The 26,510-nt window shown below is 64.8% G+C and carries 27 protein-coding genes and 1 tRNA gene; 7 read left to right on the forward strand and 21 right to left on the reverse strand.

Going from position 1 to position 26,510, the window contains the following annotated elements:
- Positions 1-443: 443 nt before the first annotated feature.
- Entirely contained in the window at positions 444-917 is a 474-nt protein-coding gene (locus ACCQ07_RS01900; RefSeq protein WP_005912746.1) for a hypothetical protein, read from the reverse strand.
- Positions 918-1,074: 157 nt separating this feature from the next.
- Between ACCQ07_RS01900 and ACCQ07_RS01905 the strand changes: the two genes are divergently transcribed.
- Genes ACCQ07_RS01905 through ACCQ07_RS01915 form a run of 3 tightly spaced genes read left to right on the forward strand, consistent with a single transcriptional unit; the run spans position 1,075 to position 3,099 of the window.
- Positions 1,075-2,034 (forward strand): pyridoxal-phosphate dependent enzyme, encoded by a 960-nt coding sequence (locus tag ACCQ07_RS01905; protein ID WP_011346082.1) that lies wholly within the window; start codon positions 1,075-1,077, stop codon positions 2,032-2,034.
- A complete protein-coding gene (locus tag ACCQ07_RS01910; protein WP_005912742.1) occupies positions 2,019-2,636 on the forward strand; it encodes a YdcF family protein in 618 nt (205 codons plus the stop codon). The genes ACCQ07_RS01905 and ACCQ07_RS01910 overlap by 16 nt, the downstream gene beginning before the upstream one ends.
- Before the next feature lie 43 nt (positions 2,637-2,679).
- The gene (locus ACCQ07_RS01915; RefSeq protein WP_005912741.1) at positions 2,680-3,099 is read left to right on the forward strand and encodes a ketosteroid isomerase-related protein; all 420 of its coding nucleotides are present in this window, start codon (positions 2,680-2,682) and stop codon (positions 3,097-3,099) included.
- 101 nt (positions 3,100-3,200) lie between these two features.
- On the opposite strand, the gene lpxO is transcribed toward ACCQ07_RS01915, so the two are convergent.
- From lpxO to bioB, 7 genes are all read right to left on the reverse strand, one after another.
- Complete coding sequence (gene lpxO / locus ACCQ07_RS01920) at positions 3,201-4,106, reverse strand: lipid A hydroxylase LpxO (protein WP_008578114.1); 906 nt, start codon at positions 4,104-4,106, stop codon at positions 3,201-3,203.
- Positions 4,107-4,355: 249 nt separating this feature from the next.
- Entirely contained in the window at positions 4,356-5,240 is an 885-nt protein-coding gene (bioC, locus tag ACCQ07_RS01925; protein ID WP_280294048.1) for a malonyl-ACP O-methyltransferase BioC, read from the reverse strand.
- A gap of 63 nt (positions 5,241-5,303) precedes the next feature.
- Positions 5,304-6,086: an SDR family oxidoreductase gene (locus tag ACCQ07_RS01930; RefSeq protein WP_218496766.1), complete on the reverse strand. Its 783-nt coding sequence runs from the start codon at positions 6,084-6,086 to the stop codon at positions 5,304-5,306.
- Positions 6,087-6,130: 44 nt separating this feature from the next.
- Positions 6,131-6,892 carry a pimeloyl-ACP methyl ester esterase BioH gene (gene bioH, locus ACCQ07_RS01935; RefSeq protein ID WP_014089124.1) on the reverse strand — a complete coding sequence of 254 codons (762 nt, stop codon included), beginning with the start codon at positions 6,890-6,892 and terminating at the stop codon, positions 6,131-6,133.
- A gap of 100 nt (positions 6,893-6,992) precedes the next feature.
- Positions 6,993-7,367: a DUF7079 family protein gene (locus ACCQ07_RS01940; RefSeq protein ID WP_209261076.1), complete on the reverse strand. Its 375-nt coding sequence runs from the start codon at positions 7,365-7,367 to the stop codon at positions 6,993-6,995.
- 191 nt (positions 7,368-7,558) lie between these two features.
- Positions 7,559-8,932, reverse strand: a complete 1,374-nt coding sequence (bioF, locus tag ACCQ07_RS01945) for an 8-amino-7-oxononanoate synthase (RefSeq protein WP_031420792.1) — start codon at positions 8,930-8,932, stop codon at positions 7,559-7,561.
- Positions 8,856-9,890 (reverse strand): biotin synthase BioB, encoded by a 1,035-nt coding sequence (gene bioB, locus ACCQ07_RS01950; protein WP_005912728.1) that lies wholly within the window; start codon positions 9,888-9,890, stop codon positions 8,856-8,858. The genes bioF and bioB overlap by 77 nt, the downstream gene beginning before the upstream one ends.
- 49 nt (positions 9,891-9,939) lie before the next feature.
- Here bioB and ACCQ07_RS01955 point away from each other — a divergent pair, with 49 nt between their 5' ends.
- Positions 9,940-10,665, forward strand: coding sequence for a ComF family protein (locus ACCQ07_RS01955; RefSeq protein WP_011346085.1), 726 nt, complete (start codon positions 9,940-9,942; stop codon positions 10,663-10,665).
- A gap of 331 nt (positions 10,666-10,996) precedes the next feature.
- Here ACCQ07_RS01955 and ubiA read toward each other — a convergent pair whose 3' ends face one another.
- Positions 10,997-11,902, reverse strand: a complete 906-nt coding sequence (ubiA, locus tag ACCQ07_RS01960) for a 4-hydroxybenzoate octaprenyltransferase (protein ID WP_372363726.1) — start codon at positions 11,900-11,902, stop codon at positions 10,997-10,999.
- A gap of 477 nt (positions 11,903-12,379) precedes the next feature.
- Here ubiA and ACCQ07_RS01965 point away from each other — a divergent pair.
- Positions 12,380-12,456 (forward strand) — tRNA-Arg (locus ACCQ07_RS01965).
- A 173-nt stretch (positions 12,457-12,629) separates the two neighbouring features.
- Here the strand turns inward: ACCQ07_RS01965 and ACCQ07_RS01970 are convergent.
- From ACCQ07_RS01970 to ACCQ07_RS01985, 4 genes are all read right to left on the reverse strand, one after another.
- Positions 12,630-12,818, reverse strand: a complete 189-nt coding sequence (locus ACCQ07_RS01970; protein ID WP_162470870.1) for a hypothetical protein — start codon at positions 12,816-12,818, stop codon at positions 12,630-12,632.
- 47 nt (positions 12,819-12,865) lie between these two features.
- On the reverse strand, positions 12,866-14,317 hold the full coding sequence (gene xopAE / locus ACCQ07_RS01975; protein ID WP_372364111.1) for a type III secretion system effector XopAE: 1,452 nt from the start codon (positions 14,315-14,317) through the stop codon (positions 12,866-12,868).
- 550 nt (positions 14,318-14,867) lie between these two features.
- Positions 14,868-15,101, reverse strand: a complete 234-nt coding sequence (locus ACCQ07_RS01980) for a hypothetical protein (protein WP_372165035.1) — start codon at positions 15,099-15,101, stop codon at positions 14,868-14,870.
- Between the two features lie 258 nt (positions 15,102-15,359).
- The gene (locus tag ACCQ07_RS01985; protein WP_372363727.1) at positions 15,360-17,792 is read right to left on the reverse strand and encodes an HrpF/NolX family T3SS translocon protein; all 2,433 of its coding nucleotides are present in this window, start codon (positions 17,790-17,792) and stop codon (positions 15,360-15,362) included.
- Positions 17,793-18,680: 888 nt separating this feature from the next.
- Between ACCQ07_RS01985 and hap3 the strand changes: the two genes are divergently transcribed.
- A complete protein-coding gene (hap3, locus tag ACCQ07_RS01990) occupies positions 18,681-19,127 on the forward strand; it encodes an Hpa3 family type III secretion system protein (protein ID WP_081711028.1) in 447 nt (148 codons plus the stop codon).
- Complete coding sequence (xopF1, locus tag ACCQ07_RS01995) at positions 19,124-21,136, forward strand: type III secretion system effector XopF1 (RefSeq protein WP_372363728.1); 2,013 nt, start codon at positions 19,124-19,126, stop codon at positions 21,134-21,136. Before hap3 ends, xopF1 begins: the two co-directional genes overlap by 4 nt.
- A 619-nt stretch (positions 21,137-21,755) precedes the next feature.
- Here xopF1 and ACCQ07_RS02000 read toward each other — a convergent pair.
- From ACCQ07_RS02000 to sctQ, 8 genes are all read right to left on the reverse strand, one after another.
- A complete protein-coding gene (locus ACCQ07_RS02000) occupies positions 21,756-22,226 on the reverse strand; it encodes a CesT family type III secretion system chaperone (protein ID WP_008575425.1) in 471 nt (156 codons plus the stop codon).
- Positions 22,227-22,280: 54 nt separating this feature from the next.
- On the reverse strand, positions 22,281-22,562 hold the full coding sequence (gene hrpE, locus ACCQ07_RS02005) for an HrpE family protein (protein ID WP_136733337.1): 282 nt from the start codon (positions 22,560-22,562) through the stop codon (positions 22,281-22,283).
- Positions 22,563-22,642: 80 nt separating this feature from the next.
- Entirely contained in the window at positions 22,643-22,885 is a 243-nt protein-coding gene (gene hrpD6 / locus ACCQ07_RS02010) for an Hrp regulator HrpD6 (RefSeq protein ID WP_031420799.1), read from the reverse strand.
- 11 nt (positions 22,886-22,896) lie between these two features.
- Positions 22,897-23,835: an HrpD5 family protein gene (hrpD5, locus tag ACCQ07_RS02015; protein WP_209261074.1), complete on the reverse strand. Its 939-nt coding sequence runs from the start codon at positions 23,833-23,835 to the stop codon at positions 22,897-22,899.
- The gene (locus tag ACCQ07_RS02020) at positions 23,832-24,659 is read right to left on the reverse strand and encodes a 4-hydroxyphenylacetate catabolism regulator HpaA (protein ID WP_372363729.1); all 828 of its coding nucleotides are present in this window, start codon (positions 24,657-24,659) and stop codon (positions 23,832-23,834) included. The genes hrpD5 and ACCQ07_RS02020 overlap by 4 nt, the downstream gene beginning before the upstream one ends.
- Positions 24,656-24,916, reverse strand: coding sequence for a type III secretion system export apparatus subunit SctS (gene sctS / locus ACCQ07_RS02025; protein ID WP_008575435.1), 261 nt, complete (start codon positions 24,914-24,916; stop codon positions 24,656-24,658). Before sctS ends, ACCQ07_RS02020 begins: the two co-directional genes overlap by 4 nt.
- A gap of 4 nt (positions 24,917-24,920) precedes the next feature.
- On the reverse strand, positions 24,921-25,565 hold the full coding sequence (gene sctR, locus ACCQ07_RS02030; protein ID WP_003485742.1) for a type III secretion system export apparatus subunit SctR: 645 nt from the start codon (positions 25,563-25,565) through the stop codon (positions 24,921-24,923).
- Positions 25,552-26,505, reverse strand: a complete 954-nt coding sequence (gene sctQ / locus ACCQ07_RS02035; protein WP_372364112.1) for a type III secretion system cytoplasmic ring protein SctQ — start codon at positions 26,503-26,505, stop codon at positions 25,552-25,554. Before sctQ ends, sctR begins: the two co-directional genes overlap by 14 nt.
- Positions 26,506-26,510 lie beyond the last annotated feature (5 nt).

Here is a 26,510-nt window from a genome sequence, read left to right on the forward strand (position 1 = left end):
GTTTCGTGCGGATATCCCTACTGCACCCGTCGTGGCATTGCGACATGGGCGCAAAGGCTGGAATTGGAACAGGGGCCAGCCGCGCGTGCGATGGGGTAGCGTAAGGGTCGGTAGTCGGGGGACTGCCGACCCTTATTTTTTTTAAGGTTTCTGCGAAATGGCGCACGCGCCCGTTCCGCTGCAGCCTGCTTGGCAACCGTCGAAACAAAAACAGAAAGCCCCGGCATGCCGGGGCTTTCTGTGTTGTAGGCGCCGATATCCGACAGGGCCGGAACAGGGGGGATCCAGATTTCCCTGTCGGACATCGACATAAGTCGTCAGTGGGGCTGGCCCGGTCAAAAAATGACGTGGCGGGTCACACAGAGCACCTAGCTTGCGGCCAATCGTTAGCTGAACGCAAGCCCCCAATGTCGCCAAGTGTGGGCCAGGTCGCAGTCAGCCTCTCACGGAATCTGTTCGCGTGTGTTGCGCGGCGCGGTTTGCCGTTGGATCTCGCGAATGACGCGCGGCGGCGCGCCGATACGCGGTGGCGGCCGCGACGGCGGCGCGCCGGTTGCCGGCGGGCGATTGGGTTGCTGCGGCCGCGAGCCGCCGGGGCGCTGCCCGTTGTTGAACGAGCCGTTCGGCCGCGGCGGACGGTACTGCGGACGGCGATCGTACTGCCGGTAGTAGTAGCCGCCACCACCGCGATAGACCGGATACACAGGGTAGTCGTACAGGCCGATCGACCCGGCGCCATACCCATATGGCAAACCATACGGGTTGCCGTAGAAGTACGGGGAGTAGCCGGGCGGATAGCGATACTGCACGGCAGGCGCACCACGGTAATAGCCGCCCGACCCACCGCCGGTGTAGTCGTAGGTTGCGCAGCCGCCCAGGGCCAACAGCCCGGCGGCGAAGATCAGACGGAATTTCATGGATGGTGCCCTCCTGCAACCATGGTGCCACTGTCGAACCGATGCATTGAATCGGTCCTTAATTGTGCGGCATTGCGACGCTTTGTCATCGATCCAGCATGCGCGGCGGCGCTGCGTGCGACCCGTGAAGAGGAGGCGATACGTTAATCTTGCAGGCATGATCGAGACGGTCCCCCTTGCCCATTCCGACGTCCTGCAGGCCGCTGCGCGGATTGCGCCGCACTGCGCGCCGACACCGTTGCTGACATCGCACAGTCTGGACGCGCTCAGCAGTGCGCAGTTGTTCTTCAAGGCCGAGCATTTGCAGCGCAGCGGCGCATTCAAGTTCCGCGGTGCCTGCAATGCCGTGTGGTCGCTGCCGGATGAGCTGGCTGCGCATGGTGTGGTCACGCATTCCTCCGGCAACCACGGCGCGGCGCTGGCGCTTGCCGCACGCACGCGCGGCATTGGTTGCCATGTGGTGGTGCCCGAGGGCGCGGTGGCGGCCAAGCTGGCCAATATCTCCCGGAACGGCGCCACGTTGTGGCGTTGCGCGCCGACCATCGCGGCGCGGGAACAGATGTGCGCCGAGGTGCAGGCCGGCAGCGGCGCCAAACTGGTGCACCCGTATACCGACCGTGCAGTGATCGCCGGGCAGGGCACCGCCACGCTGGAGCTGTTGCACCAAAGCGGCGGGCTGGATGTGCTGGTGGCGCCGGTCGGCGGCGGTGGGCTGGCGGCCGGCGCCGCACTGGCGCTGCAATCCTCGCCGGACTGCGAGCTGGTACTGGCCGAGCCGGCCGGCGCAGCCGACACCGCGCGTTCGCTGGCGGCCGGGCAGCGGCTGGTCGATTTCGTGCCGGACACCATTTGCGATGGCCTGCGCGGCACCTTGGGCGCGCCCAACTTCGCAGTGCTGCAGCGCGCCGGGGCACAGGTGATCACGGTGGACGATGCGGCGGTCGTCCAGGCGATGCGGCTGGTCTGGCAGTTGCTCAAGCAAGTGGTCGAGCCGTCTTCGGCGATCGCCCTGGCCGCGGTCCTGGCCCAGCCGGCACGGTTTGCCGGGCGGCGGGTGGGGCTGATCCTGTCCGGCGGCAATGTCGATCTGGATGCCTTGCCTTGGGCCGCGGCGTGAGCAGGCGCTCACGCGGGCTCGGCCTGTGGGGCTGGGGCTGGCGGTTGTGCATGCTGGCGCTGATCTGGCTGGTGGCCGTGGCAGGCTGGATCGTGTGGATCGGCGACCGCGATCAGGCCGCACCGGCCGATGTGATCATCGTGCTGGGTGCGGCCGCCTACGATGCGCGCCCTTCGCCGGTGTTCGAAGAACGCATCCGGCACGCATTGGACCTGTACGCGCAGGGCTATGCGCCGCGGCTGCTGTTCACCGGCGGCTTCGGCAACGGCGCACGCTTTGCCGAATCGCAGGTGGCCCGACGCTACGCGCTGCGCCACGGCATTCCGCCGGAAGCCATCGTGATCGAAACCACCTCGCGCACCACCCGGCAGAACCTGGAACAGGCACGCACGCTGATGGAGCGGCACGGCCTGCATCGGGCGATCATCGTCAGCGACCCACTGCACATGGCGCGCGCGCTGCGGCTGAGCCAGGAACTGGGTATCGACGCGCTGGCTTCGTCCACGCCGAGCACGCGGTTTCGCAGCTTCCACACCAGCTGGCGCTTCCTGTTGCAGGAGGTGTATTACTTCCACCGCGATCTGGTGGTGCAAGGGCCGTGACCGCAGGCCTATGATGCGGCTTTCCCAGCGGGCAGGTTCGAGCATGAGCGAGACCCATCGGCAACACGCCATTGGCCTGGTGCAGGCCTACTACGCAGCCTTCAACCGTGGCGATTGGGACGGCATGTTGGCGTTTCTGGCCGAGGACGTCGCCCACGACCTCAACCAAGGTCCGCGCGAAATCGGCCGCAACGCATTTGCCGCGTTCCTGCAGCGCATGAACGACAGCTACCGCGAGCAATTGCGCGATGTGGTCGTCATCGCCAACGACGATGGCACCCGGGTCGGTGCCGAGTACGTGGTGCATGGCGTCTATCACACCACCGACGAAGGCCTGCCGGAGGCCAACGGGCAGACCTATGTGCTGGTGGGCGGTGCGTTCTTCGACGTGCGCGGCGACACGATCACCCGCGTGACCAACTACTACAACCTGCAGGAATGGATTGCGCAGGTATCGCGCTGAGTGCATCGACCAGCGCTGCGTAGCAGCGCACCTGGGCGCGATGAGGCGTTATCGACGACGACGCTCGCGCCCGGGTGCGCTTCTACGCGGGTAGGCGGGGATTACAGCAACACGATCCCGACCACCACCAGGATGAAGATGCTCCACTTGAGCACCTGGTACAGCGGGTTGTTGCGTTCCTTCAGCGCCTTGGCCTTGAGGCGGGCGGCGTAGAAATAGCGGAACACGCGATTGATGCCGCCGGTCTTGTCGCCTTCCTGATTGGGCGAGGCGCCGGCCGAGAGCAGGCTGCGGCCGACGAAGCGGTTCACCGCCGCCGCCCAGCGCCAACGCATCGGGCGTTCGATATCGCAGAACAGGATGATGCGGTCCTGGTCGGTGTCGTTGCGCGCGTAATGGATATAGGTCTCGTCGAACATGGTCCACTCGCCATCGCGCCAGCTGTGGCGCTGGCCGTCGACGTCGATGAAGCAACGGTCGTCGTTCGGTGTGGCAAGGCCCAGGTGCAGGCGCATGGAGCCGGCGAACGGGTCGCGGTGCGGGCGAAGTTCGCTGCCCGGCGGCAGCTCGGCGAACATCGCGGCCTTGACCGTGGGAATGGATTTCAGCAGGGCGGTGGTCTGCGGACACAATTCGGCGGCAGACGGATGCGCGGTGCCGTACCACTTCAGATAGAAGCGCTTCCAGCCACGCCGGAAGAACGAATTGAAGCCGATGTCGGTATAGCCTTCGGCAGCGCGGATCTTCTGCATCTGTTGCAATGCCACCGCTTCGTCGCGGATCAGTGGCCAGCTCGCGCGCAGCGGCGCCAGCTCGGGAAATTCCTTGCCCGGGTCGATGAACGGGGTGGTCGGCACCCGCGAACACAGGTACATCAGTGTGTTGATGGGGGCCATGAAGGTGGAATGGTCCAGCAACTGCCGGCTGAGCCGGTGCCGCACGCGACCGCGATAATGGATGTAGAGCGCCGATGCGATGAACAGCGCGATGAGGAGCCACTTCAACATGAGGGAGGCCGATTGGGGGCGGGGGGCCGCAAACGTGAGAGTGGCTGCCAAGAAACGCACGCAGCACTGCTGCGTCGTGTCGGTAGCCACCATCGAACAAGGTGAGCCGCAACGAAGGAAGTGCGGCCGGTCACTTCAGAATTCTAGCAAGTGTCACCGCCGAGCCTGACCGCGGAGCAGTGGCATGGGCGCAATACGCTGTGTCTCACCGGCAGTGGATGCGCGCGGACCGGCGTTCTGTACCGCCGTTCAGTTGTTGCGGCGGCGGATCGGGATGGCGCTGACCGGCACGCTGGCGACGTCGTGCCCGTGTTCGCGGATGGGCGCGCCCGGCGCCGGTGCCCAGGCATGGGCGTAGATCACTTCCCAGGAGCTGGGCAGGGTGCCGTCCGGTCGCCGTAGCGGTTCGTAGGCAGCGCTGGCGGCCGCGAAGCGACCGCGTCCGGTCAGGGTGGCGCGGCGGTTGCTGAGCGCATTGGTTGCCCCCATCGCACGCAGCTCGCGCATCAGTGCGGGCAGATCGTTGTAGGTCAGGGTGAATAGGTCGCGGTCCAGCACCGGGTCGCGGAACCCGGACATCAGCAGGGCATCGCCGAATTGGGCGATCGGCGGAAAGCGGCTGACGTGCGGGGCCGGGTCGGTCTGCGCAAAGGCCTCGCGCAATTCGATCAGCGTTTCCGGGCCGAAGGTGGAGCACAGCAGCAACCCGCCCGGGCGCAGCGCGCGGCGGAAACCGGCGAACACGGCCGGCAGGTCTTCCACCCACTGCAGGCACAGATTGCTGAAGATCACATCCACGCTGCCGTCGGCAACCGGTAGCGCGCGCGCATCGGCGCATACCTGCGTGAACGGCTTCCACCAGCCTGCGGCCTTGCGCGCCTGGCGCAGCATCGGCATGGCCTGATCCAGCGCGATCACCTGTGCCTTGGGCCAGCGCTTCTTGATTGCAGCGCTAGCATGGCCGGGGCCGGCGCCGACATCCAGCACCACCTTGGGCACCTGCTCGCCCAGGTAGTCGAGCGATTCGAGCAGGCGGGCTTCCGCTTCGCGTTGAAGCGCGGCGGCGGCGGTATAGGTGCTGGCGGCACGCGCAAAGGCGCGCCGGACGTGGCGGGGATCGAAAGTACTGGTCATGGCAAGGCTATTGTCGCCCCTGGCAGGGGCGGAGGGAATCGATCGGGCGTGCAAGGCGCCGCGCTAGAACGTGCCGGGATAGCTGCCGCCATCGATCAACAGATTCTGTCCGGTGATATAGCCGGCCTGCGCGCTGCACAGAAAGGCGCAGGCCGCGCCGAACTCGTCCGGCTCGCCAAAACGCGCCGCCGGAATGCCCGCGCGCTTGCGTTCGGCGACCTCGTCGGCACTGCTGCCCTGTTGCTGCGCGATGGCGGCGAAGTTGCCGCGCAAGCGGTCGGTGGCGAACTGCCCAGGCAGCAGGTTGTTGATGGTGACGTTGTCGGCCACGGTGCTGCGCGCGAGCCCGGCGACGAAACCGGTCAGGCCGGCGCGCGCGCCATTGGACAGGCCGAGGATGTCGATCGGCGCCTTCACCGCGCTAGAGGTGATGTTGACGATGCGGCCGAAGCGGCGTGCGCGCATGCCATCGACGGTGGCGCGGATCAGTTCGATCGGCGCCAGCATGTTGGCGTCCAGCGCGCGCAACCAGTCGGCGCGTTCCCACTGGCGGAAATCGCCCGGCGGCGGGCCGCCCGCGTTGTTGATCAGGATGTCGACCTGCGGACAGGCCGCAAGTGCGGCGCTGCGTCCTTCCGGCGTGGCGATATCGGCAACCACGCTGCGCACCTGGCCAGCGCCGGGCAGTGCGCGCAAGGCGTCGGCGGCGTGCTCCAGTGCCTCACGGCCGCGCGCGGCGATCACCACATTGGCGCCTTCGCCGGCCAATGCACGTGCGCAGCCCAAACCCAGCCCTTTGCTTGCGGCGCAGACCAACGCCCAGCGGCCAGCGATTCCCAGATCCATGCGAGATGTCCTCGATCAGCGATGTCGCATGATCGACGATCGGCTCATGGCACGGACGCAACGAAGCGTTGCAGCGCCTCGCTCACCTGATCTGCATGACCCAGAAACGGCGCGTGACCACCGCCGGCAATGGTGAGCGCCTGCGCGTGTGGGCTGAGCGCGGCGGCGGCATGCATGCCGGCTGCAGGCACCAGGCGATCGCGTTGCCCGGCGATCCACAGGCTGGGGCGTGCGAGCTGCGGCACGGCGCGGCGCAGATCGGTGCGTTCGAGCAGGGCGAGCCCTTGCTGCAACGCCTCCGGTGCCGGTTCGCCACGCGCGGTGAGCGTCTCGCGCAGGCTGCGCAGTTCGCTGCGTGCATGCGCCGAGCCCAGCGTGTCCAGCGCAAGAAAACGCTCCAGCGTGCCGCGGTAGTCGCGCGACAACTCGATCCCGAATTGCACGAACACCTCGCGCTGGACGGCACTGGGCCAATCGTTGCCACGCACGAAACGCGGCGTGGCGGCAATCATCGCCAACCCACGCACCTGCGGCAGGGTGGCGGCCGCATGCAGCGCAAACAGCCCGCCCAGCGACCAGCCGAGCCAGACCGCCGGCGGTGTGGCGGCCGCAATTTCTGCAACCACATAGGGCAATGCCAGCGGCGTGCTGTCGTCGCGACTGAAGCCGTGCCCGGGCAGGTCGACCAGATGCAATTGATAGTGCGGCGCCAGGCGCTCCACCAGCGGTGCGAACACGCCGCCGTGCAGTGCCCAACCGTGCAGGAGAACCAGCGCAGGCCCGTGGCCGATGACATCGATATGCATGCGCGCATTGTCGCCGATTGTGGCGTGCCGGCACGCATGGTGGGATGCGCGCTGGCGATTGGAGGCACGCAGATCCGATGGTGGGTGCAGCGCCCAGGCGTCAATGCGTGGCGGCTGCACGCAGTGCGACGATCTTTGGAGCCAGCAGTGCCCATTGCGCGCGCGCATGGCCGCACCAGTGCCAGCGCGCCGGCCAGTGTCGGCGCCGTGCGCGCCGCGCCTGGATCGCCGCAGCCAGCCAGTCGGGATCGAAGCCGTCCCAGACGCCGGCCACGCTGCGCAGATTGCCGATCAGCACCGGGTGCACTTCGTACAACAACATCGTGCGCAACTGGTCCAGGGTGAAGGGCGAGGCAGCCAGGACGCGCGCGATGCCGTCGTCGTCGCAACTGTCGCTGTCCAGGTACAGCCGCGACAACGCTTCCCACACGCGACGTTGCGCCGCCGTATCCGTGCCAGGTGTCGCCAGTGGCATGTCAGTGGCCGGGTGCGATTGGATGCAGGCGCGCACCGGTTGCACGGCGGGTCCAATTCAGGCGATCCATCCCGCAATGCACGGTCAGCGCGCCGTTGTCGCCTGCCATGCAGCTGCGTCGTGCAATCGCTGCATTGGCTGAGTGGCCAACGCGTGCTCGCATGCAGGCCAGCCACGCACTGCCGCGTGTCTCAGGCAGAGGCACGCAGCGGCTGCCGACTGACCACGTCGCGCGCCTGCACGATGGCCTCGATCAATGCCTGCACCTGCTGCGGCGTATGCAGCGCAGACAAGGTGACGCGCAAGCGCGCCTTGCCTTCGGGCACGGTGGGCGGACGAATGGCGCCAACCATGAAACCTGCGTGTTCGAGCGCAGCCGACATCGCCATCACGGTTGCTTCCTCGCCGCATAGCAGCGGCTGGATCGGCGTGTCGGAGGCCATCAGTTCGAAGCCGTGCTTGCGCGCGCCATCGCGGAACGCACCGATCAATTCGACCAGGCGCGTACGCCGCCAATCGTCGCGACGCGCCAGGCGCACGGCCGCCAGGGTGGCCGCCACTTGCGCCGGCGGCAGTGCAGTGGTGTAGATGTAGGGGCGCGCAGTTTCGGCCAGATGGCGCACCAACGCCTCTTCGCCCACCACCACCGCGCCGTAGCCACCGAGCGCCTTGCCCAGGGTGACCAACTGCAACGGCACTTCGGCCACGCCCAACCCGGCATCGGCCACGCAACCGCGCCCCTGCGGACCGAGCACGCCGACACCGTGCGCGTCGTCCACATAGAACAGCGCGTGCTGCATGCGTGCCACCAGGCTCAAGGCGCGCAGCGGCGCGACATCGCCATCCATGCTGAAAACGCCGTCGGTGGCCAGCATCGCCGCGCCTTCGGGCGCGCCCTTGAGCTGGCGCATCGCGCCTTCCACGTCCAGGTGCGGATAGCGCCGCAGCCGGCAACCGGCCAGCCGCGTGGCATCGAGCAGGCTGGCGTGATTGAGCCGGTCCTGCACGCAGACGTCGTCTTCTTCGCTGAGTAACGCTTGCTGCACGGCCAGATTGGCGATGAAGCCGCTGCCGAACAGCAACGCCGACGGATAACCCAACCAGTCGGCGATTTCGCGTTCGAGCGTTTCGTGCGCGGTGTGGTGGCCGCAGATCAGATGCGAGGCGGTGGCGCCGGCACCATCGCGGGCAGCGGCATCCTGCAGCGCGGCGACCACTTCGAACTGTTGCGACAGACCCAGGTAGTCGTTGGAACAGAAACCGGTCAGCCAACGGCCATCGATCTCCAGCCGCACGCCATCGCGCCGCCCCACCTGTCGCCGCACCCGCACCCGTTCCTGGGCCACACGCAATTTACGCAGCGACGAAATCCGTTCGTGCAGATCGGGGCGAGCCATGGGGGCGTTCAACGGCAGGGAAGGCCCGCTAGCGTAGCGTGCCGGGCTCGGGGCGCCCAGCCGCCACCGACGACCGGCGCCCGGCGCCGGGTCAGGCGGCGTGCTCGCAGGCCGCGCTGCGGGTGATCTCCGCATGGACGGTGCCGGGATGATCGTGCTCGGCCGCATCCACGGTGATCTGCATCGGGCGCAGGCCCAGGCGCTGGAACAGGGCCTGGTCGCGCTCGGTGTCCGGGTTGCCGGTGGTGAGCAGTTTTTCGCCGTAGAAAATCGAGTTGGCACCGGCCAGGAAGCACAGTGCCTGCAGTTCGTCGCTCATCGCCTCGCGGCCGGCGGACAGGCGCACCATCGATTTCGGCATGGCGATCCGGGCGACGGCGATCATGCGCACGAACTCGAACGGATCCAGCTGCTGGGTGCCGTGCAGCGGCGTACCGGGGACCTGCACCAGTTGGTTGATCGGCACCGAATCCGGATGCGCCGGCAGCGTGGCCAGCGCCAGCAGCAGGCCGACGCGGTGTTCGCGGGTTTCGCCCATGCCGACGATGCCGCCGCAGCAGGTCTTCAGGCCGACATCGCGCACATGCTCCAGCGTGTTCAGGCGGTCCTGGTACTGGCGGGTGTGGATGATCGAGTCGTAATAATCCGGCGCGGTGTCCAGATTGTGGTTGTAGTAGTCCAGCCCGGCATCCTTGAGCGCACGCGCCTGGCCGGCGTCGAGCATGCCGAGCGTGGCGCAGGTTTCCAGGCCCATGGCCTTGACCTCGCGGATCATCGCCGCGACCTTGGGGATGTCGCGCTCCTTGGGCGAGCGCCAGGCCGCGCCCATGCAGAAGCGCGAGGCGCCGGCGGCCTTGGCCTGGCGTGCCTTGGCCACGACCTCTTCGGTCTCCATGAGCTTCTGCGCGCTCACGCCGGTGTCGTAACGCTGCGCCTGCGGGCAGTACGCGCAGTCTTCCGGGCAACCGCCGGTCTTGACCGAGAGCAAGGTAGACACCTGCACTTGCGCCGGGTCGAAGTGCGCGCGATGCACGCTGGCCGCGCGGTGCAGCAGCTCCGGGAACGGCAAATCGAACAGCGCCTGCAGCTCTTTGCGATCCCAGTCATGGCGGACGACAACAGACATCGGAGTTTCCTGACAGTCAGCGGCTTGTAAGCCAGGCAGTCTGGTGAGCATGGAAGAGGCTGTCAACTTCAATCAGGTTCGATCGGTTTACAGATGGCCGCAGCGGGTGCTGCGGCTGTTGCTGCCGAGCCTGTGCCTGGTCTGCGCGGAGGCCGGCACGCCCGATGGCGATCTATGCCCCGCATGCCGCGCCGCCTTGCCCGATCACGGCCATGCCTGCCTGTGCTGCGCCACGCAACTGTTCGTCTCCGACGCGGTGGCGCTATGCGGGCAGTGCCTGCAGCACCCATCACCGCTGCAGCGGGTGCATGCCTGTTTTACCTATCGCTGGCCGGTGGATGGGCTGCTGCGGCGGTTCAAGTTCCATCAGGACCTGGCGGCAGGCCGCCTGCTCAGCGAACTGATGGCCCGGCGCTGCGTGGGGCTGCCGCGCCCGCAGGCGTTGGTGCCGGTAAGCCTGCACCGGCAGCGCCTGCGCCAGCGCGGTTACGACCAGGCGCTGGAGCTGGCCCGACCGCTGGGCCGCGCGCTGCAGCTGCCGTGCCTGCCGTTGCTGCGGCGCGTTCGCGCAACCGCACCGCAATCCGAACTGGACGCGGTCGAGCGGCAGCGCAATCTGCGCGATGCGTTCGAGGCCCGCGGCGCCTTGCCGGCGCATGTGGCCCTGGTGGACGACGTGATGACGACCGGCGCGACACTCCACGCCGCGGCGAAGGCCTTGCGCAAGGCGGGTGTTCAACGGGTGGATGCCTGGGTCTGCGCGCGGGTGCCGTGATCTGGCCTACCGGCGTCGGGTGCGCGAGGCTTCGCCCTTACCCTCACCCCAACCCCCGCTCTGCGCCCCGGCCCACGCTTGCGGCGCGGGCGCTCCAAGACACGCGCGCCAGTGGCGCGCAAGCCGTGTCTTTTCGCCCCGCAGGAGAGGGGCTCTTTGTCTGACAGCAGAGCGCGCCGAATGGCGATGCGGCTTCGGCGGGTGGACGGCGGAGGACGAGACGAGGAGTAGAGCCATCAAAGATGCGCGCATGCTTCGAACCCTCACCCGTAATCCCAACATCTGGTCTGTAATCGACGGATTCCCGACTCCCGAATCCCGAATCCCGAACCTAACGCCCCGCTACCGCCACGGCGATGCCGACGAAGATCGCCAGGCCGACCCAGTTGTTGTGCAGGAAAGCGCGGAAGCAGGGGCCACGCTCGCGGTGGCGGGCGATGCGGAATTCGTAGGCGACCAGCAGCGCCGCAACGGCCAGACCGGCCCAGTACGCCACACCGAGATCGGCGCGCAGGCCGACCAGCACCAGCGTCGCGGCCATCAGCGCATACAAGATGCCTTGTGCGATCAGATCGAATCTGCCGAACAGGATGGCGGTGGATTTGCTGCCCATGCGGATATCGTCGTCGCGGTCGACCATGGCGTACCAGGTGTCGTAGGCGGTGGCCCACAGGATGTTGGCGGCATACAGCAGCCAGCCCAGCAACGGCACGCGGCCTTGCACGGCGGCGAAGGCCATCGGGATGCCCCAGCCGAACGCCATGCCCAGATAGACCTGCGGCAGGTGGGTATGGCGCTTGAGATAGGGGTAGCTGGCGGCCAGGAACACGCCGGGCACGCTCAGCGCCACGGTGAGCCAGTTGAGCGTGAGCACCAGCGCGAAGGCCACCAGCATCAGCACCACGAAGACCCACAGCGCCTCGCGCCCGGAGACCGCGCCGGTGGCCAGCGGACGCGATTTGGTGCGCTCCACGTGCGGATCCAGCCAGCGGTCGGCGTAATCGTTGATCACGCAGCCGGCCGAGCGGGTCAGCCACACCCCGGCGGTGAACACCAACAGCGTCCACAGCGGCGGCAGGCCATCGGCAGCCAGCCACAACGCCCACCAGGTTGGCCAGAGCAGCAGCAGGCTCCCGATCGGGCGGTCGCCACGGACCAGCTTCCAGTACTGGCCCAATCGCTGCGGCCACGTCAGCGTGCGCGCTGCGGGCAGTTGTTCGACACCATGCTTGCTCATGCGGCAAAGGGTAGCAGCGCGGCTCGGCCGTGGTCATGTGGGCGCGGGGTGGGCGCTGTGCGGGCGGCAATCCTGGCAATGCCCTGCCATCCATGATGGCCGGCTGTCATGGGGTGCGGCTGGCCGCAGCGATCAAGGTTGCGAGCGGCCAGGGCCGGGCGTTGGCGCGGGTGGGCTGCGGCAGGTGGTGCGGTTGCCACGCAGGCTCGGCAGTGACCGCGCTCAGGCGCGTGCCCAAGCTGACGGTCAGGTGGGGACGTTGAGCAGGCTGCCTCTGGCGACGGCCGCTTGAGATGGCCACACCGCTGCACGTCTGGACCCTGTGCGCTTGAACCTGGGCGTCCGGTGTCGCCCGACGACTGCCCGGGCCGAGAGGCCGGTGTCGTTGCATCTGGAGTGACGCCGTGGCTGGCCAGGTCGCGTGTCGCCCGGCCCCATCACGCGCACGCCGGCTGTTCTGGCATAATGCGCGGCCAGGCGCTCGTAGCTCAGCCGGATAGAGTAGTGGCTTCCGAAGCCATTGGTCGGGGGTTCGAATCCCTCCGGGCGCACCAGTTCAGTTCCAGAGCTTGTGCTGGGATTTAAAAAAACCCTCGAGAGATCGGGGGTTTTTTGTTGCCTGTACAGCGAACGGTCCACCCGGAGCCATTGGCATCCAGGCTGATCGGGCATAGATGGGCGCACCTGCCCTCAACGCAGAAGCGCAGAAGATGGATGCCCCATGCAGTCAAGCGGCTTCATGGAACGCTGCAACGGCAGCGACCAACGCGGCGTCCTGGATATGCGTGGCTTCCGCAGTTTGAGCGACGCGAGCAAACAGACCGCTGCCGCTTGGCTGGTTGCCTGCAGCCGATAACGACTGCATGGACGCGGCGGGCAAACACCCGCCGGGTTCTGCGATCAACATCATCAGCATGCCTGTCCATTCTCAACTGCGGGAGTGGCATCGCCGGGCGCCAGGGTCTAATGGATGTGCCATTCCTGGAGCAGTACACGCGCCCGCCGCTCGATGAAGCGGTTCGCGTTGGCCTGCGCCTGCTCGGACTCCTGCTTGGCCTCCGCTTCCCCGATGACACCCTCATGCGCTTCGTCAAGCTGGGCCATCGCCCACGTGATCGCCGCATCCTGCGCCGCTTTTCCTTCCACATCGTGCATGGAGATGTAGGCCTTCAGTGGCGGCCACATTTCCACACGCCCGGTGAGTTCATTCCTGCTGCGCAGCAGCGTCTGCCTGGACAGCCCCAGGTCGGAATTCCTCAGGGCTTCCAGCAGCAGGCCCAGTGCGGTCTGGTGGTCCTGCGTGTGCATGAGCTTGTGCTTGAGCATCTCGGCAAACGCGGTTTTGGCGTCTCCTCGCACGGCGGGCCCGCGCCCACCCACTTGCGTCATGCCATCCAGGTTGAGCGTCTTGATGGTGTGGTCGCTCAAGAATTGGCCGAAGCTGCTGCGGAATTCGGGTGACCGAATGGCCTCGGCTACCACCTGGTCCAGCAGGGGCATGTCGGCCGATGTGATGGAGGCGCCGAAGATCCTGGCATTTTGCATCAGGCCTTGCGTCCATTTCTCGAAACGCTCGCCCAGGTCGGCATCGACACTGCGCAACACGCGCGTGAACTCGGGGACGCGGTTCCACGACGACCCGGCCTGTTGCGCCGCCGGCACGGGCGCGCGTCGTCTCCGCTCGGCCAGCCGCTGTGCCGCGCGCTGTGCCTGGCGCTGCGCGCGCTCCGGGTCGCGGATCTGCAGCAATTGGTCTGCCAGATGCTCCGGTACCTTGATATCGCATTGAGCGGGCAGTCGGGCCAGCGACTGTGGAAGGGTCTGCAGGCCCGTGTCGCGCAGGTCCAGCAGTTGCAGCTGGGCCAGATCCCCCACGCTGTCCGGCAGCTGCTGCAGCGCAGCGCAACTTCTCAGCGACAGTTCCGTCAAGCCGCGCAGTTGACCGATGTCCTCAGGCAAGTGCGCCAGCCGGCGGTTGGATGACAGGTCGAGTTTTTCCAGCCGATGCAGCTGCGTGAGGCTGCCTGGCAGCTGCTCCAGCTTGGAATTCGATGCCACCTCCAGTGACCTGAGCCCCTGCATGAGGCCGATGTTTTCAGGCAACTGGCGAAAATGCGACGAGTGCGACACGCGCAAATCGGTCAACCGGCTCAGTTCGACGATGCTGTCCGGCAGGCGCGCATAGTGCCCGCGACCTAGCGCGAGGCCGCGCAGACCCTGCATGCGCCCAAGGTCTGCGGGTAATTCGTCCAACGGGACCATCGCCAATTGAAGGGTTCTGAGATTGGACAGGCGCGTCAACGAGGGCGGCAGCGTCTTCAGGTCCGGCGCGCCAGTGATCTGCAAATGGCGGAGCTGGCGCAGCTGCCCCAGGCTGTCTGGCAGCGACTGAAGCCCGGTATGGAGCAGCGTCAATTTCTGTAGCGCGTCGAGCCGGCCGATCGCGTCAGGTAGCGTCGTGGCAGGCAGGCAGTCGACGACAAGTTCGGTGCTGCGGCGGCTCGCTGCACGGCGGATGGCGTCTGCGGCGTTTTGCAGTACTTCCCGCGACATATCTCTCGACCCGTCGTGCAGGTTGTAGCCCGTTCGAACCCGCTCTGCCATCGGTAGGCTTTGCGCAAGCCAATCATCGATGTCGTGCTCGATGCTGCGCGGTGGCGCAGAAGAGGCACCCGCAAGTGCAGCCGGCTGGCCCGACGGACGCAGAGGTGAACGGAAAGGGCTCCCGTGCACTGGGTTTCCAGGCGTCGACGTGCCGGCCGCTGACGTGCTTTCGCGCCGTCGCGGCCGCGCAAGCAGGGGGCTCAACAAGCCCTCTGCGTTCGAAGGTTGCCGTGAAGGACTGTCTTGCGCGGGCGCTTGATCGGCGTTGTCCGTTCGCGGGCGAGAGCGCAGTAGGCGATTGACATTGAACATGGAGATCCATCCTGCGTATTCGGCTGGCTGCAGCGTTCAAGCATGCAGGCTACTGCGATGCGACTGCCATCGCCGCATCAACGCGAAGAGGCTGCATCGCCTGGCGAATCAGTTTTTTGTAGAAGCGTGCCTGTGCTGCATCCCTGCTCACCGACAGCGGTGATTGTTCGGCGTTCGATGTCATCGCCTTTCGGCGCGATGTACAAGACGGCAACCGGCGATCGATCTGGTGACGCGCCGCATCGTTCGCGACGCAGTCTCCAAGCGTATCGCCGGTCTTCATTGCCAGGATGTCGATGCTCGCGGGAGAGCTTCCGGTATCCCGCCGACTGTTCGCCAAGGCACATGGCTGCAGCGGCGCCGGAACGTGCCTCCAGGCACCTGGAGGCACGTTCATACGAAGGTCGCCAAGCGATACCGCAACGCATCAGCGCGATGCTGCAGCACGTCGTGGCCCATCGACCGGCGTTGCCTCAACGCCTGCCTTGAGCACCAACGCCGGCGGCCAGAAGCCTAACGAAACCTCGCTGTGGCATGCGCGTTATCTACGACGCATTTTGAAATTCTTCAGATTCTCTCGCAGGTCTGCCTCGAAGTTGTCGGCGATGTTCCTAGGAATGATCTGCTTACCCACCGGGACGCCGCCGGCGTTTTCCATCTTCTGGTGGATTTCTCCGTCCTTCTGCTTGTCCAGTTGATATTCTTCGTAGTGCAAGCCCGCCAGGACGGGCATCTTGAGAATTTCAACCGATCTACTGATGCTAGTGCCGGCGACATACCCTTTTGCGAACTCAGCGGCGCTCGGCCTTTCGGCCGCGGTTTTACCGCCACCTTTGGCGACGCCCTTGGCAGTTCCCTTTGCAGTCCCCTTGGCCGCAACCTCGCCTACTTCCTTGGCCGCGGCTTCGGCGACCCCCTTGGCGACCCCCTTGGCCGCGATTCTGGCCGTGGGTCCACCGATTGCGCCAACGACTGCGCCTGCCATATTGATGCCGGCTATCTTCAACGCAAGCGACATGTCCCCGCCTTGAATCGCGGTATCGACCACCTGCGCCGCCTGCGCCTCGCTCTCCAATGCAATCGACGCCGCATCGGCAATTTCGCCGATGATTGGGATCCCGTTCAATGCGCTGAGCCCGACGGACATCCAGTCCAGGATCTTGCTGTCCCACTTGAGGACCTCGTGCAGGCCGTGTTGGAACGTGCCGACGTCCTTCTTGGGCTTCTTGATCGCCGGCGGATCGGCCTTGCCCACCAGCATGTCTGCGACTGCCTTTTGTTGGTCGGGCGAACTCGCCTCGTGCGTGGCCGGCGTGTCCACGGTCTTGTTGGCTGCACTCATGTGGTCATAGAACTGCCGGAAATCGTTCTGGCTGATCTTGCCAGAGTCGATGACATGGCCGCCGCCGAAGAAATGATGGGGCTTCTTGTAACCGGTGATCGAATTGTTTAACAAGCCGAACAGCAGTGGGTCGGCCAACAACTGCGTCGCGGCCTGCTTGACGGCCGGGTCGGCCTTGTCGTCCTTGGAGATCGCGTCGAGCTTGTCGCGCGTGATTTCCTTGCCGTCGCCGTAGAACGCGTCCTGATGACTGTTGATGGTGTCCAGCGTCTTCTGCTCGTCCGCGGTCAGGTGCATCTCGGAGGTGGATTTCTGCAGGAAGTCCGGCGTGCTCATCGAGCCCGAATCTCCTGCAAATTCCTTCCACTCGTCCGGATGATCGCGAAAATATTGAGCAGCCGCGATCACCTGCGGCGGGCACTTGCCGGTCTTGCTGTCGCCATCGACGATCTTGGCGAGTTCGTCCTCGCTCAGGTTGCCGGGCAGATAGTCGGAATAGCGATACAGCTCGCGCAGGGCATCGCTTTTGGTCATGACCGACGCCTTGGTTTTGTCGGGGCTATCGGAGGCGATGTAGTTCTGGGTGTAGCTCTTCGCCTTCTTGTCGTTGTATTCGGCAATTTGCGGATGGTAATAAGAGAAGTCCGTCAAGTTATTTCCGTTGATCTTGCCGCCGCACTTGCCGTCCTTCTGCGAGCCAATGGCAAAGAACAAACGGGGATCCTTCTGCAATCCGATCAGCGCCTGCTTCAAGTCGGGTTGGGTCGATGGATCATTGATCTTTGCGTCAAGCTGATCGAAGGGCAGGGACCCGATCTGGTCCTTGTGCCGATCCAGAACCGAAACAATCTCCAGTTCGGATTGATTGAGCTGGCCCTCGTTCCAGGTGACCGTCGAGCCCTCCGCCGCCGGCGGCGGGTTGGATCCCTTGATGTTCTTGGGGTTGAACTCGTCGTTCTTCCCGCCCAGTTCCTTGACCTGCGGATGTGAATCAGAGAAATCCCAAAGATCCTGCGCGCTGATCTTGCCGCCGCACTTGCCGTCTCCCTGGGAACCGATCGCAAAGAACAAGCGCGGGTCCTGTTTCAGGCCCTGCAATGCAGCCTTCAGGTCGGCGGGCGTGGAAGGGTCGTTGATCTTGTCGTCGAGATTCTTGTACTCGAGCGGCATCTGGTCCTTGTGCGCATTCAGCGTCGAAACGATCTGAAGCTCCGACTTGGTCAGCGTGCCATCGTTCCAGGTCACCGTCGAACCTTCCAGCGCCGGCGGCGCATCCTTCCCCTTGATGTGCTTGGGATCGAAGTCGTAGCCCAGCGATGGCCAGGAGGTGCGCTTTTCGATCGGTTGGGTGGCCTGCCAGTCCGATGCGGACAGCTGGTTATCGGCATCGCCGCTTGGCGTGTTTGCCGGTGCATCGGCCGACGCATTGCTTGATGTATTCGTTGGCGTGTTGGTTTGGAGGGCTGCCAGCAACTGGTAGATCAGCAGGAAGATGTCGTCCATCGTCGATGGCAGGTCGGAGCCGTCCTTGGACGAATCGGACCCAAGCAGCTCCGATGAAGACGACTCGTTGAAAGAGGTGCCCAGCAGTTGGCTGGGGTTGCTCCCGGTAGAAAGCGTGTTGAGCGACATAGAGGCGGCCTCGCGAATGACAGGATTGGCAGAGCACCTTCGTATAAGTTGATTCTTATACGGCCGCACGGATGCGCCCATGCGGTGTAGACGTATGTTGCCAATCTGCGCAAGCTGCACCCTGGCCGACGAACTATTTTGGCGAAAAAAGCGCAAAAATCGGCCCGCCGATGCGTGGCCTGCCGGTGCTGCTTGGCGCCGATAGTTGAGCGGCGATTGTTCCTGCTGTGGGCCGGCGCACTCATGTACATCGCTACGATACGTGCTTGGAGATGCGGATCATCGCGGTGTTCCGGCGGCGTGTGCAGCGATCACCAGCGTTCCGTCACGCGGCGGCCGAACCCCCCCCCAGTATCGGAATTGAGGGCTGTTCTGACTGCAGCCCTGGATTTGCTGAGAAACCAGGGGATGTCATGGAACCTGGTTGCATGACATTTCTTTTATTGCCCGGCTGGAGCCGTGAATCACGGCCATGAAACGTGTTGCGATCATCTGGGTCGCCAGATAGGGCTTGCACCGAATCAACGCGCTGGCCAACGCTGGAGCTGACACGGATGAAGTGCGCAGGATGAAGTGCGCAGTTAGTTAGTATCTCGGTAATTCACTTGCGTCAGTAGACCGCCTGGACGCGAAATTGCCGGCGGTGCCTGCAGGCGCATTTATCAGTCTTGGTTCCTTCGCCAGGTCAGGGGGCGCTGTCCTTCTGATTGTGTCCGTTTTATTAAGGTGTGGTGCAGGTTTTGGTTGGGCAATTTACCGGCACCCCACTTCGTGTATGGCGCAGGTGGTTCGCCCCGCTTCGCTTGGGCGCGCATTTGTGGGCAAGACAATGTGCCGCGCGCTGCTGGCGCGTCGCAACCCATCGAACTTCCTCACGGAGTACTTCAGATGACGTTGGAATCGCACAATCAACAAACAGCGAATACCGCTTTTTTTATCGGCCTGAGCGCATGCCTTGGGTTACCTGGTGAGCTTGCGCAGCGGCTCGGCGAAGGCGAGACCATTCTGGGCCCTGCCGGCATGCTGTGCCGCGTCCACACGCAGGGGCAGCCAGACGCATTGATGGCCTTCCCGGAAGTGATCTTGCCCCTGGCGGCACGCGAGCTTGGAGGCGAGGAGGTGGTGATGCTGCTGTCGCTGCAGGAGCAACTGCTGACCGAGTATGGCTGGCGGCTCACGCTGTCGGATCTCGGCCTGCTCTGCGTCTGCCCGCTGTTGCTGGTGCGCACGCCTGAAGAGGTGGCCGCTGCACTGGACCGTGGGCAGGTGGTTGCCCGTGTCGTGCTGGACGCGCTGGCGACGCAGGTCGATACGGCCAAGGAGGTGGCCTCATGAAACTCTCCAGCGATATCGCCACCGCTGCAAGTCGCGGCGCAGCCTCGCACCCTCCCGTCCAACCAACGCAGGCCGAAGACGTTGCTGCCCCGCGGGAAGAACGCGCACCCACTGGCCCGCTTGCGGGCCTGGCCTCTTCCAGCGCGGCGCTGCGTGGTCGTCGCGCATCACTGGCCGGTCGCGCCAGTCCTCATGCAGATGAAGAAGGGGCCATGCTCGGCGGCTCGCATCGGTCCGACTCGTCGGAAGCGTCGGACGCGTCGGACGCAACGTTTTACACCGCGCAGGTCGTGTTCCCAGCCCGGGAAATCGACACACCGGATGTGCCTGCCGCCGCGGCGACCTATGCCGAGCGCAGCACGGCGGCGGCCGCCGAGGTGAAAGCGCAGCTACGTGCCCGCCTGGACGCTCTGCCATTTGCTGCGCCCTCGGAAGAGCAGACGGCCCTGCAGGCCAGCTATCTGGAATGGGCTGACGCGCGCGTGCAGGAACGCATCAATGCCTTTGGGCCGGATGCCGGGTACCAGGCTGTCGGTGACATGAAGACAGCGGGCACGAAAGCGGCATTGCCGATTGCCTACGAATGCCTACGGTCGTTCATTATCGGTGCGATGCGTAATCCGGTCGGTCTGGCCACGGGTGCGGCCTATGCGTCCCGGCGCCCGGCCGACGCGGAGGAGCTGAGTACGGCGATGGTTGCAGGTGTCGCGGCGGGGTCTGCGTCCTATACCAGCGATACGTTGTTGATCCCGGCAATGGACCGGCGCGCGCGCGTTTCCAACCTGCCGAGGTTTCAGGCCATCGACCCCAAGATCCTGGTGCCCGATCCACCACCGGTCATTCTGGAAATCACTGCCGAGGGCAAGCGCTTCACGCGTCCGGGCGAGAACAATGCGCCGACGCTTGCCGACCTCAAGGCGCAGACCTACGACCGCCGCCTGGGCATCACGCAGCGCCAATCGACCCTGGACGACAAGTCACTGGATACCTTGTTGCTCAAGCCAGTGATCAACGCAGGGTTCAACGCCGCGCGCCGGACTGGTGGTGAACCGGGCTTACTGACGCCTGTCGGCCAGTGGGGGTTGAGCGCGCTGGCCATTGGCGGTGCCGGGGTCGTGCAAAAGGCACTGCTGGAAACAGGCAAAGCCGTGGCACGGACCGGCCAAATGCGTGTCCCGGATCTGGTTGGCGGAGAGCAACGGCTGAACCTGTTTGCCTTGGCGTTGCCCGACAAAGCGCGCCGGCCTGCACAATGGTCCGACGCCGTGCATTTCCCGCCTAGCTATTTGCTGGACACCGGAAAGGAAGCGTTGGCGTTGGCAAGGCAGGGCTTCAACAGCGCAAACGCCGTCGCCACCACGGCACGCGACCTGTTGACCCGCCACATGCTGAGCAACGTCATGGCCAGCTTCGGCTCGATGGGGGCCGGGCGCATCATCACAGCGCCGTTGCGTGGGGGGAGCCACATCCGTGTTGCTGGCGAAGCCGTCAATTCCACGGCTGTGGTCGTGCAGCAGGCCGTGCAAACCGTGTTCAACGATACGTTCTGGAATGCGCTCAAGGCCAAGAACGGCGCCAATACCTCCCAGGCGGCGCGCCTGGACAACGAGCGTGCCGCGCTTGCAGCCGAGCATCAACGCACCATCGAACGAACCCTCGAGGCCCTGGCCGAGCCCGTGGACCAGGCGATCGCCAGGCTCTCGGGGCCGACACCTGCCGAGGCAGAGCGTGCCATGGAGGAGGGGATGCGCGCCGCGCCTGGCCCTGGGCCGCTTGGCCAGACACTGCGTACTGCGCTGCAGACATTGCGTACGGAGATCGGCACGCAGTCCGTTTCGATCGCGACCATCGATGCGGTACGCACTGCACTGCGCGAGGGGTGGAGTCAAACCTTTAGCGGCGTCCCCCGCGACGCGGCCACGCAGGCGCTGGATGGCCAGCTGCAAACGCTCAAGCGTGCACTGCATGACAGCGAAGCACTTCGCCAGTGGCAGAGCGGGCGAGCATGAGCGCTCAGCTGCCGCGTTGATACTCAGGAGTGTTGTACACCGCCGCCACAGACGTCGCTGTCGTCGCGTCTGTGGCTTGGTGGTGTCTGGCAGCTTAGCCATTACCAGCAATGATGGAACACCACGGCCTCATGCCTCGACCTGCGCAGGTCGCTCACTGCACGAGGCAGGCATTGCATCTGCGACTCGATGGCGCCGTCGCTCCGGAACGCGTCGACCTTGACGCGCACGTCAAACACCGGAAAGAACTCGCCGGCAAAGTGGTCGTGTCCCTCGTCAGCGCCAACAGCACCGGTGCATCAGCTGCCGTCGCGGATGTGCACGGTGTAGACCATGCGTCTGCGCCTGCCTTTGTTCTGTGCAGTGTCGGCCATCGCGGTGAGCCGGCACGACAGACCTGCGATCTCCCGCCAAACCTATATCGGGGAGCAAGCCAGCGCAGATGCAGGCGTGTCAGGCTTCGACATGGCAAGTGGGTTTCACTCAGCGCCACCGGCGCCATCGGGCAGAGGAGTGCCAGGCCGGTGGAGTTGGCCGGCAAGCTAGGTTGCTGTGCCATGGCGAATGGGCGCCGCTGCGGCCGTGATTGAGGCTTCGGCAAGCTGCCAACAAGCCTGTATCAGGCGCGTAACCACAGATAGTTGCCCGTCGCGATTCCTTCGAACATCTCGTCGTGCGCCACGAAGATATTGTTGTTCCAGTAGCGGCCATGCTCGGCGTAGTGGGCAAGCAGATCGCAGATCCACGCCCCATCCACGTCGTCGTCCAGCGGTACCCGCACAATCAGCACGATAACGCCGTCATCGTTCAGTCCAAGCTGTGCCTGGTCCTGCGCATACACCGAGAGATTGGCTTCGAGCAGAAGCCTGAAAACGGTCAATGTCCGCCCGGCAGGTGGTAACCCGTAGGCGATGCGCAGATACAGTGCTTCTTCCTTTACGTCGTCTTCGGGCTGTGGGGTCGGCAGGTGCAGATAGACCTCAAAGCCCTCCACCCAAAGCACACGCCGATTCAGCACCGACTCCACATCCGGCAAGTCCAGTGCCTCGCACATCTGTCGAACGATGGTTTCGAATCGCGCGCTGCTCATCTGTGGTGAGACATGCACAGGACCCCCTACAAGCCCTGCGCATGTCCGAGCCCATTACTGGCCAACGAGCTGCTTAGCGTTGTCGCCCGCCTTGCCGATGAACTTGTTGAGTGCCACGTTGAAGTCCAGATCGTTTTTGAGCATCGTGATCTTGTTGTTCATGGACTTCTGCGCTTCGTCGGAGGCGGTCATGTCGCTGATCAACGAACCCATCTGTCCGTTCGCACCAGCGAGTGCAGAAGCACCGGAGATTCCACCGGACACACCTCCGGTGAAGCCATCCATGCCTTGGCCAAAACGCGACCTGATCGAGCTTACTTCAGGTAAAATTTGCATACCAGTACTCCTTCGTAGTGAGCATGTAATGGTGCGCCTATCGGCGCGTTTTACTTGGTCCGAGCGACCAAGAAATCGATTTACGGCATGCTTGCGATGTGCGCGACGATGTTGCGCGCGGCCGTGATGCCGTCATACAAGACGTTGAAGTCGTTGCGCGCGACCTGGTCGCTCGCTGCAGACCAGTGCACGCGGATCTGTTGCGCAGTGGCATCGAGCGCTGTCTCCACGTTGCGCAGCCGCTCGCCGGACAGATCCATCGCCTTGGTCTGCAGAATCTTGCTCATATCCTGAGTGACCGCATCGGTCATTGCATCGAACATGGTGTGATCTCTCATTGCGCCGCTTGCTGCGGCAGGGATGTCATGTGCTTGGTGCCATCCGGCGTTTCGACATAGTGCAGGCCATCGGCGAGCAATGCCGCGTCGTAATTGTCCGGTGGTTTGATGGACGGGTCTTGCTGGCTGATCTCCACGTGCAGCGCGCGGACCTCCGGGCCCAGGTCGCTGCGGACGTCGGCAATCCGGCGGCTTGCGCGTTCTGCGTAGTCGCTGCTGCCGGAAACCGAGAAAACGCCATTGCCCTCGTAACGGACGGTGAGGGCGGGGTCGGCCAGGGTGTCGCGCAGCGTCGCCACGACCTCGTCCACCACCGCCACGTTGACGGCAACGCCTGGGTGATAGCGATGCACCTGCGCACGCAAGCGTGCGGCATCGGCGCTGCTGGGGACCAGACCTTCGATCAGCACACGCGTGCCGACCTGTTCTGCGTGCGCTTCGCGGAAGCCCAGCTGCTTCAATAAGGCTTTGGCCTGATTGAGGGCATTTTCCGGATGTTGCCGGGTGGCCGCATCGGACAGAAACGCCGGCTGCAACGAGGGGAGCAACGCTGCGGCGGCAAGCGCTAGCACGGCGCCCACCGCAGTACGCAGGACTTTACGCCTGGACGTGCGCGGCGCCGGCGGCGGTGCTGGGGAAAGCAGCCGCTCCAGCAGCGCCACATCGTCCGGCCAATCGGCAGCAGCATCGCCAACGCATAGCACCAGCGGGCCGAAGCGGACCGGCTGAAATGCAACAAAGAACGTTTCTTGCACCGTGTCGCTGCTATAGCGGATCTGACCATCTTGGTCTACCTCGATAATGAGTGAGCAACCAGGCCAATCGTCTATTCGGATATCGGTTTGTGGATCGCTCCCCAGGGTGTAGCGACCTTGCGCCAAATCTAATCGTGCGCCTGCGTGGGTTCCTGTCAGTACGCGAAGCTGCATGGTCATGGGCGAACCTCCTGAGCCGCCGGTTGTGGTTGCTCAATCAGCAGTGTGTTCAGACGTGTGATGGCATGTGTACGGTCGATGCGTCTGCGCGGTTTTTCCGCATTCAGCAGGATCAGTGGAAGCAGGAGATGAAAATTGCGTAGCGCTGGCACCGGCTCCAACTCCGATGGCATCAACTCCAGTAATCGGGTCCGCAAGGCCAGCAGGTTTTCCGCCGCAGTGGCCTTGTCGTACGCGCGTAGATGCTCGCGCATCAATCTCCAGATCGTTGCGGTCAAGGGGGCGACGGCAGGATGCGAAACGCCGACGGCGCGCAGCTCGACAAGCGCAGCAGCCAGCGCGTGGCGCTTGGCCACTGGATCGGCGTCGCGCCTGGTCACGTAGCGATCGACAATCGCGTCGATGCACGTGCGGATGCTGTCGCTCAATTGCGCTGGAGCGGCGCTGTGCCATGGACCGGCCTGCGGATCGTCGGTATGCGTGCTGCGGTCACCGCCGTGCTGGTCGCCCTGGCCATGCTCCCGGCTCTGGGCCGGCGTGATCGCCACGCTCACCCGTCCGCGCAGTGCGCACTCGCGTTTGGCTTCGATCTCTTCCTGCTCGTTGGCGTCGAATTCATCCTCCTGGCCGTCCAGCGACCGAATCCCGCGGCGTCGCCTGCGCGGTGGAGCAGGGCGCAGACGCGGTGCCCGTGCCGAAATGTCGGTAGGCGACCCCGCGCTGGTGCCTGCCGCATCGGCATGATGATCGCCATGGTGATGCGAGCCGCCATGCTCGATGGAAACCGAGGGCCGCAAGGTGCCGGGCGAGATGCGACGGATCATGGGAACGCCGCCTGCATCAATGCCTGGCCGAACTGCATGATGGCCGAGGCACCCCACGGCGCCGTCACGGCAATGGCGGCCACCACCACCACCAGCTTGAGCGCGAACGAGATCGATGCATCCTGCAGCGACATCACCGCCTGGACGAAGGCGATCAGCAGCCCGGCCAACGCGGCGACACCGACCACCGGCAAGGACACCTTGAGGCAGAGCAGCAAGGCTTCGGAGGTGAATCGCACTAGATCGTCATGGTCCATGGCGTCACCGATAGCTCAGAACCAGGCCGTGAATCAGCATCGACCAGCCGTCCATGGCGACAAACAACAGCAGCTTGAACGGGATCGCCACATTGGTCGGGGTGACCTGTGAAAGGCCCATCGCCATCAGCGCGTTGGCCACCACCAGGTCGATGACGATAAACACCAGATACAACAGAAACCCGATACGGAAGGCTTCGGTCAATTCGCTGAGCGTGAATGCCGGTGCCAAGACCAGCAAGTCGTCCGACTTGAGCGTGGCGGCCTTGTCCTTGGGCCAGATCTGCTGTGCAGAACGCATGAAAAACGCCTTTTCGCGCTCGCGTGTGTGTTTGAGGAGGAACTGCCGAAACGGCTCCCGGCAGGCGTCGAGCAGCACCACCACGCGGCTGTTATCCGACCCGGCGCCGTAGTTCTGTGCGGCCTTGAACGCCTCCATGCCCACCGGGGCCATCACAAAGCACGACACCAGCAATGCAACGCCATTGAGGACCATGTTGGGCGGCACCTGCTGTACCCCGATCGCATTGCGCAGCAGGCCGAGCACGACCACGATCTTGGTGTAGGAGGTGACCACCATCGCTGCGAAGGGCAGCAAGCCCAGCATGATGACCACCAGCAGCAGCGAGCCGACGTCAGGCATCTGCATGCGTGCTCTCCGACATGCTGAGGATCTGCACACCCAGATGTTCGCCAACTGCCAGCAGCCTGCCGGTGCCGATGGTCTGGCCGTAAACGACCAGGCGGATGTCGGCTTGATCGACCGGCACCGACAACTCCAGGATCTGCCCGGGCTGTAAACCCGACAAGGTCGATAGAGACAGCGCAAGTTGATCCACTTCCAGCTGCACCGGCAGTTCCAGTTCTGCCACGTTGCTGGTGGACGGCGCGACTTCCGGCTCAAACGTATCGTGCTGCATGGTGGGGCTGGCCTCCAGGATCATCTGTTGCAGGTTCAAGCGCACCGGCGCGCGCAATACCACGCCTCCGGCGATACCCCAGAGCACATCGCCGCTGGTCACCGCAGCCGAGTCCGTGCAATGCAGCAAGACATCGCCAGGCCGCAGCGACTTCAGCAATGCCGCCGATGCGGTGCGCCCGCCGATGCGCAGGCGCGTATTGACGCGCAGTGCAGCCAGCCAGGCTGGCAGCTGCGCGGGCGGCGCAAGTCCGCCGACTGCGGCCTGCAACGTGGCCAGCAGCGACGCGTTGGCCGTCAGCGCAACGGCATCGAGATCGCCCAGCGTCATGCCGATGCCGTGGCAGTCGTCTGGCTCTGCATCGCGCTCGAAGGCGATCACCTCGGCAGCGCCCAGGCCGAGCGGCGCAAATGCGCCCAGGCGATCGGCCAGCAGCATTCCCGCGATCGAAACGCGTAGTGCGTCGTCGTCCTCGTTCAATAGCAACGCCAGGCCGTCGCGCGCGGCTATTCGCAAATCCATCTGGCCGGCATCCAGCTGCAGGCGCAGGCGGGCCGCATCGTTGGGCCAGATGCGACGGCAATGCGTGGCAAAGCCGCATTGGCGTGCTGCGCGTGGGTCGCCGAACACTCTGCCCAGCTGGGCGCGCTCGGCCGCAACGCGCGTCAACGCCT

Source organism: Xanthomonas sp. NCPPB 3583 (genome assembly GCF_041475715.2).
Classification (GTDB): Bacteria; Pseudomonadota; Gammaproteobacteria; order Xanthomonadales; family Xanthomonadaceae; genus Xanthomonas; species Xanthomonas euvesicatoria.

Excerpts from the sequence above, each read along its gene's own strand:
- ACCQ07_RS01900 (WP_005912746.1), bottom strand. The coding sequence starts at position 917 with ATGAAATTCCGTCTGATCTTCGCCGCCGGGCTGTTGGCCCTGGGCGGC.
- ACCQ07_RS01905 (WP_011346082.1), top strand. The coding sequence starts at position 1,075 with ATGATCGAGACGGTCCCCCTTGCCCATTCCGACGTCCTGCAGGCCGCT.
- ACCQ07_RS01915 (WP_005912741.1), top strand. The coding sequence starts at position 2,680 with ATGAGCGAGACCCATCGGCAACACGCCATTGGCCTGGTGCAGGCCTAC.
- lpxO (WP_008578114.1), bottom strand. The coding sequence starts at position 4,106 with ATGTTGAAGTGGCTCCTCATCGCGCTGTTCATCGCATCGGCGCTCTAC.
- bioC (WP_280294048.1), bottom strand. The coding sequence starts at position 5,240 with ATGACCAGTACTTTCGATCCCCGCCACGTCCGGCGCGCCTTTGCGCGT.
- ACCQ07_RS01930 (WP_218496766.1), bottom strand. The coding sequence starts at position 6,086 with ATGGATCTGGGAATCGCTGGCCGCTGGGCGTTGGTCTGCGCCGCAAGC.
- bioH (WP_014089124.1), bottom strand. The coding sequence starts at position 6,892 with ATGCATATCGATGTCATCGGCCACGGGCCTGCGCTGGTTCTCCTGCAC.
- ACCQ07_RS01940 (WP_209261076.1), bottom strand. The coding sequence starts at position 7,367 with ATGCCACTGGCGACACCTGGCACGGATACGGCGGCGCAACGTCGCGTG.
- bioF (WP_031420792.1), bottom strand. The coding sequence starts at position 8,932 with ATGCGGCCGAGCACGATCATCCCGGCACCGTCCATGCGGAGATCACCC.
- bioB (WP_005912728.1), bottom strand. The coding sequence starts at position 9,890 with ATGTCTGTTGTCGTCCGCCATGACTGGGATCGCAAAGAGCTGCAGGCG.
- ACCQ07_RS01955 (WP_011346085.1), top strand. The coding sequence starts at position 9,940 with ATGGAAGAGGCTGTCAACTTCAATCAGGTTCGATCGGTTTACAGATGG.
- ubiA (WP_372363726.1), bottom strand. The coding sequence starts at position 11,902 with ATGAGCAAGCATGGTGTCGAACAACTGCCCGCAGCGCGCACGCTGACG.
- ACCQ07_RS01970 (WP_162470870.1), bottom strand. The coding sequence starts at position 12,818 with ATGCTGATGATGTTGATCGCAGAACCCGGCGGGTGTTTGCCCGCCGCG.
- ACCQ07_RS01980 (WP_372165035.1), bottom strand. The coding sequence starts at position 15,101 with ATGAAGACCGGCGATACGCTTGGAGACTGCGTCGCGAACGATGCGGCG.
- ACCQ07_RS01985 (WP_372363727.1), bottom strand. The coding sequence starts at position 17,792 with ATGTCGCTCAACACGCTTTCTACCGGGAGCAACCCCAGCCAACTGCTG.
- hap3 (WP_081711028.1), top strand. The coding sequence starts at position 18,681 with ATGACGTTGGAATCGCACAATCAACAAACAGCGAATACCGCTTTTTTT.
- xopF1 (WP_372363728.1), top strand. The coding sequence starts at position 19,124 with ATGAAACTCTCCAGCGATATCGCCACCGCTGCAAGTCGCGGCGCAGCC.
- ACCQ07_RS02000 (WP_008575425.1), bottom strand. The coding sequence starts at position 22,226 with ATGAGCAGCGCGCGATTCGAAACCATCGTTCGACAGATGTGCGAGGCA.
- hrpE (WP_136733337.1), bottom strand. The coding sequence starts at position 22,562 with ATGCAAATTTTACCTGAAGTAAGCTCGATCAGGTCGCGTTTTGGCCAA.
- hrpD6 (WP_031420799.1), bottom strand. The coding sequence starts at position 22,885 with ATGTTCGATGCAATGACCGATGCGGTCACTCAGGATATGAGCAAGATT.
- hrpD5 (WP_209261074.1), bottom strand. The coding sequence starts at position 23,835 with ATGACCATGCAGCTTCGCGTACTGACAGGAACCCACGCAGGCGCACGA.
- ACCQ07_RS02020 (WP_372363729.1), bottom strand. The coding sequence starts at position 24,659 with ATGATCCGTCGCATCTCGCCCGGCACCTTGCGGCCCTCGGTTTCCATC.
- sctS (WP_008575435.1), bottom strand. The coding sequence starts at position 24,916 with ATGGACCATGACGATCTAGTGCGATTCACCTCCGAAGCCTTGCTGCTC.
- sctR (WP_003485742.1), bottom strand. The coding sequence starts at position 25,565 with ATGCAGATGCCTGACGTCGGCTCGCTGCTGCTGGTGGTCATCATGCTG.